Below are 16,995 nucleotides of genomic sequence, written 5' to 3'. Positions count from 1 at the left end.
GGCAGGCAGAGTGCGGGGCAAATCGGTCTGTCGCGGCAGGCGCACGCCTAGCGGGCCACCCGGCAGGGCGTGGGCGCGTTACTTCTTCGGAGACTTCGGTGCCTCGATCGCTGCCAGGTCCTGCATCGCGCGCGAGTAGATATCCATCTCGCGGCGCTCGGCGTCCGTCACCACGCCATCCTCGCAGTAGCTCGCCGCCAGCAGGCCGACCTGCGCCTGTGCCCGGTCGAGCTTGCGCTTCTCGCGCTTGGTCAGCTGCCCGCTCTCGCGCAGCTTGTCGAACTCGCTGTCGGTCTTGCGCAGATCGCTCAGCACCGCGACGGCGTTCTCGTCCGGACCAGGCGCGGTGCGCAGTTCCTGATAGGAGCCTGTATTAGGGAGCGCGACGCGGCCCATACCGGTGTCGGCGCACGCGCCAAGCGCAAGAGCGAGCACCGGAGTGGCGGCAACCAGAAGGCGATGTGGCGTGTTCATGACGGTCTCCCTGCTGGCCGCAAAACTCCGCCCGGGCGCATGAATTGTAGATTAACCGCTAGCTTTCCGGAATGTTCGCTTCGATCTCTGCCAGCCACAGGTCGGCGACCGCATCGCTGGGTGCGCGCCAGTCGCCGCGCGGGCTGAGCGCTCCACCCAGCGAGACCTTGGGCCCGTTGGGCATCGCGCTGCGCTTGAACTGGCTGAAGCCGAAGAAGCGGCGGCAGAACACGGCCAGCCACTTGCGGATGGTCGCGAGGTCGTAGGCCTGCTTCGCCTCGTCGGGGAAGCCCAGCGGCCACTTGCCGCTCTCAGCGTCCTTCCACGCATGCCACGCAAGAAACGCGACATGGCTGGGCGACTGGCCGTGGCGGGCGATGTGATGGAGGAAGAAGTCGTGCAGCGCGTAGGGGCCGATATGGTCCTCGGTGCTCTGGATCGCGCCGTCGGCCCCTGCGGGGACCAGTTCGGGGCTGATCTCGGTCCCCAGTACATCCTCCAGCACCTCGTTCAGGTCGTGGCTGAACTGGTCAGTCTCGATCATCCAGCGCATCAGGTACTGGATCAGCGTCTTGGGCACACCCGAATTGACGCCGTAATGGCTCATCTGGTCGCCCACGCCGTAGGTGCACCAGCCCAGCGCCAGTTCGGACAGGTCGCCGGTGCCGATCACGAAACCGCCGTGGTGGCCAGCGAGGCGGAACAGGTAATCGGTCCGCAGCCCGGCCTGCACGTTCTCAAAGGTGGTGTCGTACACCTCCTTCCCGTCGGCATAGGGGTGCCCGATGTCTTTCAGCATCAGCTGCGCTGCGGGCACGATGTCGATCGTCTCGGCAGTGATCCCCGCCGCGTGCATCAGCTTGAGCGCATTGTCCTTCGTCCGGTCGGAGGTGCCGAAGCCGGGCATGGTGTAGCCGCGGATGGTCTCGCGCGGCAGGCCCAGCCGGTCGCACGCGACGCACGCGACCAGCAGCGCGTGGGTCGAATCGAGCCCGCCCGAAATGCCGAGGACGAGGCTCTTGGGCCTGGTCGCCTCGATCCGCCGCATCAGCGCATCGACCTGGATGTTGACCGCCTCGTAGCAATCCTCGTGCAGGGTATCGGGATCGTCGGGCACGAAGGGGAAGCGGCGTACCGGGCGCTTCAGGCCCCATCCGCCGACTGTCTCAGCAGCACGCATATTGTGGGTGAAGCCGACCCGGCGATACCAATCTTCGGGGCGGCCCGCCGCCTCGCTCGCATCGTGGAAGGTGCCGTTCTGGGTGCGGTTGTTGACGATCCGCCGCGTGTCGATGTCGACCACGCACAGCTCCGCGCCGCGATCGAACCGGACGCTTTCCTGCATCAGCTCGCCCAGCTCGTAGATCACGCCCTGCCCGTCCCACGCGAGGTCGGTCGTGCTCTCGCCATGCCCGCTCGCTGAATAGGCATAGGCGCACATGCCCCGGCTGGAGCTGGAGGCGCAGTGGAGGTGGCGGTCGCTCGCGCGCCCGATGGTGACGGGAGAGGCAGACAGGTTGGCAAGGATCGTCGCCCCCGCCATCGCGGCCATCATGCCGGGCGGTTGCGGAGCCCAGAAATCCTCACAGATCTCGATCCCGAAGACGAAGCCCGGCAGGTTGTCGGCGGCGAAGATCACATCGGTGCCGAAGGGCGCTTCGTGCCCTGCGATCGTCACGTCGAGCCCCTGGCAATTATGCCCGCGCGTGAACTGCCGCTTCTCGTAGAATTCGCGGTAGTTGGGCAGGTAGCTCTTGGGCACCACGCCCAGCAGGCGCCCGTTGGAGATCGCGAGCGCGCAGTTATACAGGCGCGATCCGCGCCGCACGGGCGCGCCGATCACCAGCACCGGGGTCAGCCCCTCGCTCTCGTCGATAATCCGCGCGACCGCCGCTTCGGCGGCATCGATCACCGCGCTCTGCAGATGCAGATCGTCGATCGCGTAGCCGGTGACGCACAGTTCGGGATAGACCGCGAAGTCGACCCCTGCCTCGTGCGCGTCGCGCGCGATCTCGACGATGCTCTTGGCATTGCCGGAGACATCCGCCGGGCGCACGCAGGGCGTGCAGGTCGCAACGCGCACGAAGCCGTGCGTGTGCAGGTCGAAGAAGGGGTGTGCGCTCTGGCCCATTGGTAGCTCAGCGTGTGCCCGGATGGCGCGCGCGGCACAAGGGCCCACACAGAGGGCAGCTCAGGAAACGATCCGCGAACGGCCCGGTCAGGCGCGCTATGCGGTCAGCGGCAGGCGCGCCAGCGTCACGCGGCAGCCATGCTCGTCGACTTCGATATCCTGTTCGGCCCCGGCCTGCTGCGCGAAAGTTCGCATCAGGCTCTTGCCCAGCCCGCCATCGGCATCGCTGTTGGCGGCGGTGCCCGCGCCATTATCGCGCACTTCCAGCCGCCAGTCATTGGTCGACCCGGAGAGCGCGATGGTGAGCTCCCCATCACGCCCGTCGCCGAAGGCGTATTTGGCGGCGTTGGTCAGCGCTTCGTTGAGGAACAGGCCGATCGCCACCGCCTGGTCTCGCGGCAGCGGGATCGGGGCGATACGGCACTCGACCTTCACGTTATCGTCGAAGGACGCGTGGACCAGATGGTCGACCACGTCTTCCAGATAGCTGGCCATGTCGATCGCGCCTTCCTTGCGGTCGGCCCCGTCCACCGCCAGCTGCGCATAGGCGCGGCTGAACGAGAACACGCGGTTGGCGGCATCTTCCAGCGCGGCGGCGGCGGCGGGATTGTCTTGCCGGCGTTTCTGCAATTCGATCATGCTGGCGACCAGCGCGAAGTTGTTCTTCGTACGATGCTGCAGCTCCGCCATCAGCCAGCGCCGCCGTTCGAGCGATTCGTGCAGCTCGGCCTCGCGCACGCGGACCGCCGCGCGGAAGATCTCAGCGAGGACTAGCACCACGCAGGTCGACAGGAAGTTGATCAACACGCGCGACTGATCGCTCGCCACCTCGAACGCGAACGACCCGTGGAACGGCAGCACGAAGTACCACGCCCACACGAAGGAGACGATCAGGCAGATGATCCCGGCCAGCAGCCGCCCGAACAGCGTGGCGATCAGCACCATGGGGTAGACCAGCGCGAAGGGGCCTGCATTGGGCGCGACGATGTCGATGAGGGTGCGCAGGCCGATCATCGCCAGCGCCAACGCAAGCCCGAAGAGCACTTGCGCGACAAGCGGTGGAAATTTCCGTGGCAGGAAATTGGCCGCGTCGACAGCGGTCAGCTTATGGTTGGGCAAATGCGTCCCTCTTCCGCGCCTATCCCACCAGATTCGGCGCTGACAATGCTACTCGACCTCTAGCATCGAGTTTACGCGGGCGCGATTGCGCCATGTTAGTTTTGAGAAAAAAACGTCAGGCGGCGAGGATGTCGCGCGGAGACGGCGCATCTTCCAGAAATTCGATCAGCCCGCGCTCCTCACGCGCGAGCCACTTGGTCCGCCGGGGCAGTTGCAGCCCCTCGCGCCATTCGCCCTGCCGGTCCATCAGATCGAAGATCGCCGGATGGATATAGCTCTTGCGGGTGATCGCAGGTGTGTTGCCCAGCCGCTGGGCAACCGTTTCCGTCACGGTCTTGATGGTCAGATCCTCCCTCGCCCCCGCCAGCAGTCCGAATGCCATCGCGCTGGCGTGCCAGGTGCGGAAGTTCTTGGCGCTGAAATCCTCGCCCATGGTCTCGCGCAGATAGGCGTTGACGTGGCTGGAGGTGACATCGCGCACCGCATCGGCGGCAGGATCGACAAAGGAGAACAGGTCCTGCCCGTCCAGATCCTGCATCTGGCGGACGATCTTTGCCAGATGCGTGTCGGTCAATTCCAGATCGCGGTGTTTGCCCGATTTGGCGCGGAACCGGAACCGCAGCGTCTTCCCTCGCACGGTGACATGGTGGCTCTTGATCGTGGTCGCGCCGAAACTGCCATTGTCGCGCGCATAGGTTTCGTTCCCGATCCGGATCGCGCCCAGGTCGAGCAGCCGGACCACCCCGGCCAGCGCGCGCGCCAGCCGCAGATCGCGCGCGCCCAGATCGTCGACCACCCGCTTCCTCAACAGCGGCAAGCGTGCACCGAAGGCGAGGCAGCGGTCGAACTTCTCGCTCTCCCGGCTGGCGCGAAATTCGGGGTGGTAGCGATATTGCTTCCTCCCCTTTGCGTCGTATCCGGTGGCGAGGATGTGCCCGTTGGGCGCGGGGCAGAACCAGCAATCGCTATAGGCGGGCGGCAGCGCGATCGCGTTCAGCCGCTCGCGCTCCGCCGCATCGCGGATCAACTCGCCATCGGGGTCGTAATAGGCCCAACCGCGCCCGGCACCCTTGCGGGTGATGCCGGGCAGGCTGTCGTCGACGAAAATGAGCTTTTCCATATGGTTACATCCGCAACAGGCTGCTGCTGGAACGACTCGCTCACCGCGCGACGGTTCCCGGCGATCGCCGTTCGCGGCCAGCGCTGCGGCGGAAGCGATAGGAAACTTTGCGCGCTGCGCAGATCATCTTGCCGGCCCAAGAGCTGCGTCGCGCTTGCGCTCGCCTGCGCAGGGCCCACCTTGTCGCCATCAATGCCTGCCCCATTTGCGATAAGGAATTGCCCGATGAGCGACTATACGCCCCCCAAGGTCTGGACCCATGATGCAGAGAACGGCGGGAGGTTCGCTAATATCAATCGCCCGACCGCCGGCGCGCGCGAACAGCGCGAGCTGCCCAAGGGGGACAACCCGTTCCAGCTCTACTCGCTCGCCACGCCCAACGGGGTCAAGGCCTCGATCATGCTGGAAGAGCTGCTGGAGGCGGGCCATCCGGCGGAATACGACGCCTACACGATCAATATCGGCGATGGCGACCAGTTCGGCTCCGGCTTCGTCGCGATCAATCCCAATTCCAAGATTCCCGCGCTGGTCGACCGGACCGGGGTTGAAGCGATCCGGGTGTTCGAGAGCGGCGCGATCTTGCTCCACCTCGCGGAGAAATTCCGCGCTTTCCAGCCCACCGGACAGGCGCGTGCGGAAATGCTCAGCTGGCTGTTCTGGCAGATCGGCAGCGCGCCCTTCATCGGCGGCGGCTTCGGCCACTTCTACGCCTACGCGCCCGAGAAGTTCGAATATCCGATCAACCGCTACGCGATGGAGACCAAGCGCCTCTTCAGCGTCGCCGACCAGCGGCTGGGCGAGAGCCGCTTCCTTGCGGGCGAAGACTACACGATCGCCGATATCGCCACCTTCGCGTGGCTTGCGCCCTTCGTGGAAGGCAATATCTACAACGACGCGAAGACCTTCCTCTCGATCGACGAATACGCCAACGTCGCGCGCTGGGTCGAGGAAATCGCCGCGCGCCCGGCGGTGCAGCGCGGACGAATCGTGACCAAGGTGTGGGGCGATGAGGATTCGCAGCTGCGCGAGCGGCACGCGGCAGCGGACTTCGAGGGCAAGGTGCTGAAGCCCAGCAAGCCTGAGTAGGCGGATTTGGCGTCACCCCGGGGTCGGTGCTTCTTCTGTCGGACTTCAAGGAAGCACCACCCCGGATCAAGTCCGGGGTGACGTGTGGGGATAGGGTGCCCCCTACCCCAATCTCTCCGCCAGCCGCGCCATGAACGCCCCGCCCTTCTCGAGCTGTTCCAGCGCGATCCATTCGTCCGGCTGGTGCGCCTGCTCGATCGAACCGGGGCCGCAGATCACCGTCGGGAAGCCCGCCGCCTGGAACTGGCCGCCCTCCGCCGCGAAGGCGACCTGACCGGGCACGCTGTTCTCGCCTGTCAGCGCGCGGACGAAGGCGACCGCGTCTTCGCTGCCCTGCGGCGTCATCGGCGGGGTGCCCGCGTGCTGCTCCACCTGCACGCCAGCGTCGGGGAAGCGTGCCTTCAACTCCGCATCCAGCGCCTCGCATCGCGCCCTGAACGGAGCGAGGATCGCCCCGGCGTCCTCCCCCGGCGGGCAGCGCAGGTCGAACTGGAAGCGAGCGTGCCCGGCAAGAATGTTCGACGCGGTGCCGCCCTCCATCACCCCGATGGTCAGCGTCGCCTGCGGCGGGTCGAAGCCGTTGTCCGGATCCGCCCGCGCACGCAATTCCTCCGCCAGCGCCAGCAGCTCGTGCATCAGACCGACCGCGACGGCGTTGGCTGAAATCCCGTGATCGACCAGCGAGGAATGCGCGGCATGCCCGTGCACGCTGACCTCGTGCACCGCGATTCCCTTGTGCCCGGTGATGATGCCTATCAGGCTCGGCTCGCCCACGATGGTGAGGCGCGGCGGCGGGATATCCTGCGCCATCCGCGCGATCATCGCAGGCGCGCCCTGGCAGCCGACCTCCTCGTCGTAGCTCAGCGCCAGATGCACCGGCAGTTTCCCCGCGACGAAGCGCGGCACGAAGGCAAGCGCGAGGGCGATGAACCCCTTCATGTCCGCCACGCCGCGCCCGAAGAGTTTCCCGTCCGCCTCGCGCACGGTCCACGGATCGCTCGACCAGTCCTGCCCGTCAATCGGGACCACATCGGTGTGGCCCGACAGGATCACCCCGCCTTCGACCTTCGGCCCGCAGGTCGCGAACAGGTTCGCCTTGCGCCCGTCTTCGTTGGGCACCCGCTGCGATTCGACGCCGTGCCGGGCGAGATACGCCTCGACCCATTCGATCAGCGCGAGATTGCTGTTGTGCGAGGTCGTGTCGAACCCGATCAGCGTGTCGAGGATTTGGCGGGCAGTGGCGAGATCGGTCATCGCGACGGCTTACCGCACCCGAACCACCATGGCACCCCTTCACATCGCCGTTCGCGGCGCTATAGGGGCGCACTCGCCTGCTGATGGGGTGTAGCCAAGCGGTAAGGCACCGGTTTTTGGTACCGGCATGCGCAGGTTCGAATCCTGCCACCCCAGCCAGGCTTTTGCGACGCGAAAGCGCCCCTATCGTGTGGGCGCTAAGCGTCTTCGAGCGTTTCCAGCTGTTCGCCCAGAGCCAGCCATTCGGCTTCGGCCTTGGCCAGCGCATCGCTCGCCTCTGCGCGCCGGATCAGCAGGTCGTCCATCGCGATCCCGGCGAGATGCGCGGGCGCGCTGGCGGGGTCGCACATCGCCTCGTCGATTTGCGACAGGCTCGCCTCCAGCTTGGCCATCGCCTTCTCCGCGGTAGCCAGTTCGGACTTGAGGAAGCGCGCCTTCGCGCGAGTCTTGCCGGGACTCGCGGAAGCTGGCTTTGCGGGGGTGGAGCCGGACGACTTCTTGGGCTGGTTACGGCCCATCACGAAGTCGATGTAATCGTCCATGCTGCCCGAATATTCTTTGGCGGTGCCGCCATCGACCAGCATCAGCCGGTCCGCCGTCAGCTCGACCATGTGGCGATCGTGGCTGATCAGGATGACCGCGCCCGAATAGTCGTTGAGCGCCTGAACCAGCGCCTCGCGCGCATCGACGTCGAGGTGGTTGGTCGGCTCGTCGAGGATCAGCAGGTGCGGCGCATCGCGGGTAATCAGCGCTAGCGCCAGCCGCGCGCGCTCCCCGCCCGAGAGCTTCTCCACCTTCTGCGTCGCGCGCGGGCCGGAGAAGCCGAAGCGGCCCAGCTGTGCGCGCACCGCGGCGGGCGTCTTGCCCTCCATCGCGTGCGACATCAGCTCCAACGGCGTTTCGTCGCTGGCGAGCTCTTCCACCTGATACTGGGTGAAATAGCCGACCTTGAGCTTGCCGGGCGCGTTCATCGCGCCTTCGACCGGGTCGAGTTGGGAGGACAGCAGGCGCGCGAGCGTGGTCTTGCCGTTGCCGTTGCGGCCCAACAGCGCGATCCGGTCGTCCGCGTCGATCCGCATGTTCAGCCGCTTGAGGATCGGCGGGGCCTCCCCATAGGCGACCGCCGCCCCGTCGAGCGTGATCATCGGAGAGCGCAATTCGCCGGGTGAAGGAAACTCGAAGCTGAGCGAGGGGTCTTCCATCAGCGCGGCGATCGGCTGCATCTTGGCGAGCATCTTCGCGCGCGCCTGCGCCTGTTTGGCGGTGGAGGCGCGGGCGCTGTTGCGCGCGACATAGTCCTGCAGGCGCGCACGCTGCGCATCCTGCGCGGCCTTGGCCGACTCCAGCTGCGCCGCGCGCTCGGCCCGCTGCTTCTCGAACGCGTCGTAGCCGCCGCTGTAGATCGTCAGCTGCCCGCCCTGCAGGTGCAGGATGTGGTCGACCACATTGTTCAGCAGGTCGCGTTCGTGGCTGATGACGAGCAGGGTGGCGGGATAGGACTTGAGGAAGTTCTCCAGCCACAGCGTCGCTTCGAGATCGAGGTGGTTGGACGGCTCGTCGAGCAGCAGAATGTCGGGTTCGGAGAACAGCAGCGCACCCAGCGCAACGCGCATCTTCCACCCGCCCGAGAAGCTGGAGAGCGGGCGATGCTGCATCTCTTCGTCGAAGCCCAGCCCGCTGAGGATCTTCGCCGCACGCGCAGGCGCGGTGTAGGCGTCGATCGCCAGCAGCCGCTCGTGCACTTCGCCCAGCCGGTCGACATTGGTGCAGGTGTCCGCCTCTTCGAGCAGGCTGGCGCGCTCGACATCGGCGGCGAGCACGGCCTGTTCGGGCGTGATCGCGCCATCGGGCGCTTCCTGCGCGATATAGCCGATGCGCGCCTTCGAGGGCTTGCCGATCGATCCGTCGTCGGGCTCGATCTCGCCGATCAGGGTCTTCATCAGGGTAGACTTGCCCGCCCCGTTGCGGCCGATCAGCCCGACCCGCGCGCCGTGCGGAATCGTCGCGCTGGCGCGTTCGAGAATGGGCCGGCCGCCAAGCCGGACAGTGATACCGTCGATCGTAAGCATCGCGGGCCCATAGCAGCACTGTCGCCCGGCCCCAATGACCGGAATCGCGAAAGCCGCAGGATGCGCCGCGCCTACCGCTCGTGCTGGCGGATCACCTCCAGGAACGCGTCGCCATAGGCGTCCAGCTTCTTCGCCCCGATGCCGGGCAACTCGCCCAGCAGCGCGCGGGTCTGCGGGCGCAATCCGGCCATGTCGCGCAGGACCGAATCGTGGAAGATGACGTAGGGCGGGACCTGGTTCTCCTTCGCCAGATCGCGTCGCAATTCACGCAGCGCATCGAACAGCGGATCGCCCACCGGATTGAGCGCCTGACCCGAGCCTGCCCCCTTGCGTCCCTTACCGCCTGTACGCTTGGGCGGGATGACCAGATCGAGCGGTTCCTCTCCTTTGAGAAAACCGCGCGCCTCCGGCCCCAGCATCAGTCCGCCGTGCTCGGTCGGCAGCAAGGCCCCGCGCACCAGCAGCGCGCGGTGGACGGGCTTGAGCAGCGCGGCTTCCTCCCCCTCGACGATGCCGAAGACCGACAGCTTGTCGTGCCCCTGCGACCGGCTGCGTTCGCTCGACTGGCCGGTGAGGATGCTTTCGACATAGCCCGCGCCGTACATCTGCCGCGTGCGCGCGACGGCGGAGAGGTATTTCTGCGCCACCACCGTCGCGTCGACCGCCTTGGGAGGGTTCAGGCAGTTGTCGCAATTGCCGCAGGTCTCGGGCGGGTTCTCGCCGAAATGGCGCAGCAGGATCGCGCGGCGGCATCCCGCAGTCTCGACCAGCGCGCCAAGCGCCGCCAGCCGCGCGCGCTCGCCCTGCTGGCGCGCTTCGCCCACCTCGCCGATGCGCATGCGCGCCTTGGCGAAATCCTCCGCGCCCCAGAACAGCTCTGCGGTTGCGGGGTCGCCATCGCGCCCGGCGCGGCCGGTTTCCTGGTAATAGGACTCGATCGACTTGGGCAGCCCGGCATGCGCGACGAAGCGCACATCGGGCTTGTCGATCCCCATCCCGAACGCGACCGTGGCGCAGATCACCATGTTCTCGCTCGCCACGAACGCCGCCTGGTTGGCGGCGCGCACCTCGGGCGGCAGGCCTGCGTGATAGCAGCGCACCTCGCGCCCTGCGTCGGAGAGCGACGCAGCCAGCCGCTCGGTCACGGCGCGGGTTTGCGCATAGACGATGCCGGGGCCGGGATTCTCGGTGAGTAGGGCGCGCAGTTGCTGGGTCAGCGAATTGCGCGGACGAATGGTGTAGCGGATGTTGGGCCGGTCGAACCCGGCGACGATCAGCCCCTCGGGCGCGATCCCCAGCTGGGTCAGGATGTCGGATCGGGTGTGCCCATCGGCGGTCGCGGTCAGCGCGAGGCGCGGCACGTCCGCGAATTGGTCCATCAGCGGGCGCAGCAGGCGGTAGTCGGGCCGGAAATCGTGCCCCCATTCGGACACGCAATGCGCCTCGTCGATCGCGAACAGAGATATGCGGCACTGCGCGAGCAGGTCGCGGAAATGGCCCTGGCTCGCGCGTTCGGGCGCGACGTACAGCAGGTCGAGCTCGCCCGCGCGCAGGCGCTGGACGGTTTCGGCGCGGTTTTCGTCCGCGCTGGTCAGCGTGGCGGCGCGAATCCCGTTGGCGCTCGCGCTGCGCAACTGATCGTGCATCAGCGCGATCAGCGGGCTGATCACCACGCACGTGCCCTCCAGCAGCGTGGCGGGCAGCTGGTAGGTCAGCGACTTGCCTGCGCCGGTGGGCATCACCGCGAGCGTGGACTGGCCCGCCATCACCCGGTCCACCACTTGGGCTTGCACACCGCGGAACGAGCGGAAGCCGAACACTTCGTGCAGCTTGTCCAGCAAGTGCGGGGCGTCGGCTGAGCTCGGGCCGGAGGTTCGCGGTTCGGCGGTCATGATGGCGGCCATGCCAGATCGACCGGGGCCAGAGAAGCACCTGCCCTTTGCCACCCCCGAATTGATCTTGCGCAATGCCCGCGCGCCGCAGCCGCGCTAGCGCCGCCTGAAACGCCAGCTGCAAGGACAGACAATGCGCGATTTCGATATCATCGTGGTCGGGGCCGGGCCTGCCGGGCTTGCCTTTGCCCGGGGACTGGAGGGCAGCGGGCTGACCGTCGCGCTGGTCGAACGGCAGCCGGCAGAGGTGCTGGCGGAGCCGCCGGTCGATGGGCGGGAAATCGCGCTCACCCACCGATCGGTCGCCACGCTGGAAAAGCTCGGTGCGTGGAACAGGATCGCGCCCGACCAGATCTTCGCGCTGCGCGCCGCACGGGTCTATAATGGCCGCTCCTCCCTCGCGCTTGGCTTCGACACCGACGGCGGGCCGGAAGACCGGCTGGGGTGTCTCGTCTCCAACCACCTGATCCGCCAGAGCCTGTTCGACGCGATGGAGGGGCAGGATGGCGTCACCCTGATGGCGGACACCGGGGTCGAACATGTCCATGCCGATCGCGCAGGTGCGCGGGTGACGCTGGCCGACGGACGCACCCTCACCGCGCGGCTCCTGGTCGCCGCCGATTCGCGCTTTTCCGCCGTTCGCGAACAGCTGGGCATTTCTGCGGAGATCAATCGGCTGGGCAAGTCGATGCTGGTCGTGCGGCTCTCGCACGAGATGCCCAATCACGGCATTGCGACCGAATGGTTCGATCATCGCCAGACGATCGCGATGCTGCCGCTGGGCGAGCACATCTCGTCCGCCGTGCTGACCCTGAAGAGCGCCACGATAGAGCGGATCGCGGCCTACCAGCCCGAAATCCTCGCTGCGGAGATCGAGGACAGGTTCGACCGTCGCTTGGGGACCATGCAGTTCGTCTCCGGCCCGCGCGTCTATCCGCTGGCAACCACCTATGCGCGCCACTTCGTCAGCGACAGTTCAGCCTTGATCGGCGATGCGGCGGTTGGAATGCATCCGGTCACTGCCCACGGCTTCAACCTCGGCCTGCAATCGGCGGCCACGCTTTCCAGGCTGGTGCGCGGTGCGGCGCAAAAGGACCGGCCCATCGCGTCGCCACTGTTGCTGCGACGCTACGAAACGCGCCATCGGCTGGCCACCAGGCCGCTTTATAGTGGCACCAACCTGCTGGTGCACCTATATACCGCAGAGAGCCCCCGCGCGCATGTCGCACGGCGGGCCGCACTGGAGGCGGCGGCGCATTTCGCCCCTCTCAACACCGCGATTTCGCGGATGCTGTTGCGACACTGACCATGGCAAGTGCCACCATCGCCCCACGGAAGATCGACAAGACAATGCTGTTAGCCCCTGCCCCCGGATCGGAAGACAAGGAAATGCTGCGTCAGGCAGCAATGCTGACGCGCGACCTGCATACGCCCAACCCGGTGATGTACTGGGGCGATTGCTTCGGATCGGCGGCGATCGGCTATGCCGCGCTGCTCGGCGCGATTGCGAGCGGCAATGCCTGGCTGACCGCCGCGCTCGTGCTGGTCTCGATCCTGACGCTGTATCGCGCGGCGCTGTTCATTCACGAGATCACTCATCTCGACCACCGCAAGCTGCCCGGCTTCCGCCTCGCGTGGAACATCGGGATCGGCGCGCCGCTGATGCTGCCCTCGTTCCTCTACGAAGGGATCCACGCGGTGCACCACTCGCGCGCGCATTACGGGACGGAGCGCGATCCCGAATATCTCCCGCTCGCGCACATGCGCCCGTGGACGCTGCCGCTGTTCACGATCGGCGCGGTCGCGATGCCCGCGCTGATGTTCCTGCGCTTCGGTATTCTCGGCCCGCTGTCGTGGGTGATCCCGCCGCTGCGGCGCGTGATCGTCGAGCGGTTCTCCGCGCTCGAAGTGAACGCAGCCTACCACCGCCCCGCACCCGAAGGAGACTTCGCGCGCCGCTGGAAGGTGCAGGAGGCTGCGGCGAGCGTCGTCGCGGTCACGATCCTTGCGACCACCGCGCTCGGCATTCTGTCGCTGCGTGCCTTTGCACTGTATTGCGGGGTCGTGGCGGGCGTCGCGCTGCTCAACCAGACGCGCACGCTGGTCGCGCATCTGTGGGAGAATGATGGCGAGCAATTGTCGCTGACCGATCAGTATCGCGACAGCACCAACGTGCCCGCCGCCTTCCCCGGCGTGCTGTGGGCCCCGGTCGGCCTGCGCTTCCACGCGCTGCACCACCTGCTGCCCCGGCTGCCCTACCACTCGCTGCCCGAGGCGCACCGCCGGCTGAGCGCCGCGCTGCCCGAGACGTCGGCCTATCCGCAGGCCAATTACGGCTCGCTCGGCACGCTGCTCAAGCGGCTCGGCATGGCATCGCTGCGCCGCCACTAGGCGCACGCCGCTACCCCTCGATCAGGACGAAAGGCGCCCAGGCAAACGGGCTGTCCGCGCCTTCTATCTTGCTGTCCTTGCGCAGGGTCCGGATCGCTTCGCGCAGCGCGTCGGTCTTGGACATGCCCTTGCGGTAATTGAGCACCGCCTGCGAACTGACGAAGGCGGCAATATCGTCGCGCACCTTCCAGTGAGAGACCAGCAGATCGCGCGCGCCCGCCTGCCGGAAGGCCTGAGCGAGGCCGGAAAACGCCGGAAGCCCGCCGCCCATCCCCGCCGCGCTGTCGCACGACGACAGGATGATCCACTCCGCCCGCATGTCGAGCTGGGCAATCTCGCTTGCGGTCAGCACGCCATCGTCTTCCCCGGCGTCGTCCCCGGTCTCGCCCTGCGCATCGCCGGGCGAAAGCACCAGTGCAGGCTCTGCAATCCCCTCGATCTCGCCCGCGACAATGCCGTGGGTCGCGATCACCACGATATCCGCGCGCGCGGTCGCCTCCTGCCGGATCGCCGCCTCGCTCGCATCCGGACCGATGTAAAGGCGCTGGCTGCGCCACGGGGCCGATGCCGCGATCGAGCGGATCTCCTGCGCGGTGCCCGGCAGAGCTGGAAGCCCGGCAAGGGCATTCACGTCGATCGCGGTGCGCGAGAAATAGTCGGCGATCCGCGCGGGCGCGCCATCGGGCGCGAGGGTGGCGGTGAGCGTGGCCGGGACCGTCCGGGTAAACGGGGACGGCGCGGCAAAGGCGACCAGGCTCAGCGGCCCCTGATCGGGCTTTCGCTCATCCGGCTCCCAAGCAGACAGGCCGGACAGGTAGCTGAGCGAAAAGCGATCAAGCAGCCAGCCATTGTCGGCATCCCCACCCCACCCCTGCAACAGCGAGAATGGGAGCGAAGCGAGCGGCCCGTTGGCGTAGATCTTGAGCGAGCGAGTCTCGCCCAGCTGCTCCATCACCTCCGCCATAAACAGCGCCTGCCCGAGCTTGCGCGAGGCTGCCTCGTCGAACGATCCCACCCGCACACTGCTGCCCAGCACATTGGCCAGATCGACCACATCCTTGCGCGTCGCGGATAGCTGAATCGCCCGCGTGCCCGAGGGTGTGACCAGCAGCGCGTAAGTGCCGTAATAGATCGGGGTGACCGCCAGTACGGCCTCGCCATCGCCCAGCCGCGTCTGCATGTCTGCCACAGAGGGTTCGGGCAGCACCCGCGCGGCCGCCCATTGCTCGAAGCGCTGCTGCAGGCTTTGTTCGATCTGATCGCTGGCGGATTGCGCCTGCGCGAAATCCTGCCGCAGAGCGTCCGTCGGCTGTCCCTGTGCGATCGCCAGCAACAGCGCCCTGTCCGCCCGGTCGAGCGTCTGGCGCGCCTCGTCCAGCTCGCGCAGTCCGGCGGCGAGATCGGGATTTTCGTCGCGCAATTGCGCTGCCCTGCGGCCCGTCGCGCGGGCGAGGTTGGCATCGCTGACGAGCGCCATGGCGGACAGCATCAGGGCCGCATCGTCCTGCTGCGCGGCGATTTCCATCACCAGATCGATCGCCGCCAGATGGCGTACCGGCAGCGCCGCGCCGTCCTCCAGCTTGCCGAAGCGGCGGGTCGCCTCGATCACGTGCCCCGCAGCGGCCAACAGCGCCTTCGGATCGTTACCCTGCGCATAACTGCGCAATAGCGTGGCGAGCGCGACTTCGAAGGCGTCGGCCGACTCGCTCGCGCGAACCGCATCGTCGAACTGCCGCGCAGCGGCCAGCGCTGCGTCCCGATCGCCCGTCAGCATCCGCGCGCGGACCAGATCGGGGATGACCCGGCCCAGCGCCTCAACATCGCTGCTATCCTCGCCCAGCCGCGTGCGCCCTTCCTCAAGCAACCCGGACGCCTCAGCCGGTTTGCCCAGCGCGAGCGATGCCTGCCCATTGTAGGCAAGCGCCATGATCGGGAAGGCACTGGCGGGCCCCTGATAGCGCGCCATCAGCGCCTCAGCCTCGGTAAACAGCGGCTGCACTTCCTCGTAACGCTGCCGTTCGAGCAGGATCGTGCCCAGATTGTGGATGCCGTAGCCGAAGATCAGCGTGTCCGCGCCTTCATGCTCTCGCTTGAGCTCCAGCGCCCGGGTCAGGAACTGCGTCGCCTCGACCGGCCTGCCCGAATTGGCGAGGACGATCCCCAGCATCTCGAACGCTCGGGCGTAGGTCGGGTCGGACGGGTCGACATGGGCGATCGCCCGGTCGACGGCGGTCCGCGCGAAACTCTCCGCCTCGTCCATCCGGCCCGCGCGGCGCAGCGTCTGGGCATAGCTGTAATAGCTGGCGATGGTGTCGGGGTGATCGACCCCAAGTGCGGCCTCGCGCGTGTCGAGGCTGGCCTTCTGGTAACCGACCGCCTCCTGCGTGCGTCCGAGCCGCATCGCCGCCTGCGAGAGCGAGAATTCGAGATTGGATTTCGCCGTGAAGAACCCCGCGCTCTGCCCATCCGGGTCCAGCCGCAGGAACCCGGCATAGGTCTCCTCCACCATGGCCAGGCCACGTTCCGGCTCCCCCTTCTGGGTCAGCAGCAGCCCGATCAGCGCGGCCCCCTCCGCCATCTTGGCCGGGTATTCTCCAAGGTAGGGCTCTGCACCCCCGACCCCGGCTTCGGCCATTGCGAGCGCTTCGTCGATCTCGCCCTGCCGATAGAGCTGCGAGGCGATGCTGATCTTCGCGATGTGGGCCAGCGGGTGTGGCGATCCGTCGGCCAGCAGCGTGCGCTGCGCGGCCTCCTGCAGCGCCTGCCACGCAGCGATGATCTGCGCCCTGCCCTCAGCATCCTGCGCGCCGTTCGTCTGGAGATCGGTTGCGCGGTCTTCGAGCGCTTGCAGCTGCGCATATTGCGGCAGGTCGGTCGAGTAGGGTTTGCCCCCGTCCTGCGCCAGCAGCGGTGCTGCCGGGGCCAGCAGCAGCAGACCGGCCGATGCGAGCATCGCGGCTCTAGTCGAATACGATGTGATAGCGCGCATCGCGTGCCCCCGAGTTGACCAGTTCTATCCGGTAGCGCTGCGTATAGGCCGGGATGAAGCGACACTCGCGCGCGTGGGCGGGCGATTGTTCGCACACCATATTGCCATCCGCTCGCGCGATCCGCAGGCGCAGCCCGGCTCGCGGTGCGGTTCCCGCTGCCACGCTGACCGGCTTGCCGCCCAGCATGACCTGCTCGGTGCGCAGCTTGCCTCCGGGGGCAAGCCTGCCGCTGATATAGGCGGGACCGAGCACCCGCCCGCGCATCGGCCGCTGTTCGGGCGGGAGCGCGCTGCGCCACGCCTGCAGCGCCGCTTCGCCGAGCGGATCGGATGGGCGCGCCCCGGCCAGCTCGATCGCGCGGACATGCTCTGCCAGCCGCTCCGTCCGGTTCGCCGCGAAGGCCGTATCGGCCTCGATCAGGTCGTTGGCGAGCCGTTCCGTGCTGGTCATGCCGCCGCTCGGCGCAGGG

Annotated in this window: 12 protein-coding genes and 1 tRNA gene; 4 read left to right on the top strand and 9 right to left on the bottom strand. The window is 67.3% G+C overall.

The features are described from left to right. Positions 1–78 precede the first annotated feature (78 nt). From KYN89_RS14845 to KYN89_RS14830, 4 genes are all read right to left on the bottom strand, one after another. Positions 79–474 carry a hypothetical protein gene (locus KYN89_RS14845; RefSeq protein ID WP_222825817.1) on the bottom strand — a complete coding sequence of 132 codons (396 nt, stop codon included), beginning with the start codon at positions 472–474 and terminating at the stop codon, positions 79–81. A gap of 58 nt (positions 475–532) precedes the next feature. Next, entirely contained in the window at positions 533–2,605 is a 2,073-nt protein-coding gene (locus KYN89_RS14840) for an NAD(+) synthase (RefSeq protein ID WP_222825816.1), read from the bottom strand. Positions 2,606–2,701: 96 nt separating this feature from the next. Continuing rightward, positions 2,702–3,724: a sensor histidine kinase gene (locus KYN89_RS14835; protein WP_222825815.1), complete on the bottom strand. Its 1,023-nt coding sequence runs from the start codon at positions 3,722–3,724 to the stop codon at positions 2,702–2,704. 115 nt (positions 3,725–3,839) lie between these two features. Continuing rightward, a complete protein-coding gene (locus tag KYN89_RS14830; RefSeq protein ID WP_222825814.1) occupies positions 3,840–4,844 on the bottom strand; it encodes a DNA topoisomerase IB in 1,005 nt (334 codons plus the stop codon). Positions 4,845–5,069: 225 nt separating this feature from the next. On the opposite strand from KYN89_RS14830, the gene yghU reads away from it, so the two are divergent. After that, on the top strand, positions 5,070–5,930 hold the full coding sequence (gene yghU, locus KYN89_RS14825) for a glutathione-dependent disulfide-bond oxidoreductase (protein WP_222825813.1): 861 nt from the start codon (positions 5,070–5,072) through the stop codon (positions 5,928–5,930). 102 nt (positions 5,931–6,032) lie between these two features. On the opposite strand, the gene argE is transcribed toward yghU, so the two are convergent. After that, positions 6,033–7,184: an acetylornithine deacetylase gene (argE, locus tag KYN89_RS14820; RefSeq protein WP_222825812.1), complete on the bottom strand. Its 1,152-nt coding sequence runs from the start codon at positions 7,182–7,184 to the stop codon at positions 6,033–6,035. An 84-nt stretch (positions 7,185–7,268) separates the two neighbouring features. Between argE and KYN89_RS14815 the strand changes: the two genes are divergently transcribed. Continuing rightward, a tRNA-Gln gene (locus KYN89_RS14815) sits at positions 7,269–7,343 on the top strand. Positions 7,344–7,381: 38 nt separating this feature from the next. Here the strand turns inward: KYN89_RS14815 and KYN89_RS14810 are convergent. Together KYN89_RS14810 and recQ are read right to left on the bottom strand one after the other, a co-directional pair. After that, positions 7,382–9,253, bottom strand: coding sequence for an ABC-F family ATP-binding cassette domain-containing protein (locus KYN89_RS14810; protein ID WP_222825811.1), 1,872 nt, complete (start codon positions 9,251–9,253; stop codon positions 7,382–7,384). Positions 9,254–9,324: 71 nt separating this feature from the next. Beyond that, positions 9,325–11,157 (bottom strand): DNA helicase RecQ, encoded by a 1,833-nt coding sequence (gene recQ / locus KYN89_RS14805; protein WP_222825810.1) that lies wholly within the window; start codon positions 11,155–11,157, stop codon positions 9,325–9,327. Positions 11,158–11,278: 121 nt separating this feature from the next. Between recQ and ubiM the strand changes: the two genes are divergently transcribed. Next, entirely contained in the window at positions 11,279–12,451 is a 1,173-nt protein-coding gene (gene ubiM, locus KYN89_RS14800) for a 5-demethoxyubiquinol-8 5-hydroxylase UbiM (protein ID WP_222825809.1), read from the top strand. A gap of 2 nt (positions 12,452–12,453) precedes the next feature. Beyond that, positions 12,454–13,536 carry a fatty acid desaturase family protein gene (locus KYN89_RS14795; RefSeq protein WP_222825808.1) on the top strand — a complete coding sequence of 361 codons (1,083 nt, stop codon included), beginning with the start codon at positions 12,454–12,456 and terminating at the stop codon, positions 13,534–13,536. 10 nt (positions 13,537–13,546) lie between these two features. Here KYN89_RS14795 and KYN89_RS14790 read toward each other — a convergent pair whose 3' ends face one another. After that, on the bottom strand, positions 13,547–16,489 hold the full coding sequence (locus KYN89_RS14790; protein WP_222825807.1) for a CHAT domain-containing tetratricopeptide repeat protein: 2,943 nt from the start codon (positions 16,487–16,489) through the stop codon (positions 13,547–13,549). A gap of 7 nt (positions 16,490–16,496) precedes the next feature. Next, positions 16,497–16,976: a hypothetical protein gene (locus KYN89_RS14785; protein WP_222825806.1), complete on the bottom strand. Its 480-nt coding sequence runs from the start codon at positions 16,974–16,976 to the stop codon at positions 16,497–16,499. Between the last annotated feature and the right edge of the window lie 19 nt (positions 16,977–16,995).

Source organism: Alteriqipengyuania abyssalis, from assembly GCF_019857185.1.
Lineage (GTDB): Bacteria > Pseudomonadota > Alphaproteobacteria > Sphingomonadales > Sphingomonadaceae > Alteriqipengyuania > Alteriqipengyuania abyssalis.
The sequence above is the reverse complement of the archived record's forward strand: the minus strand, read 5'-3'. Positions and strand labels throughout refer to the sequence as shown.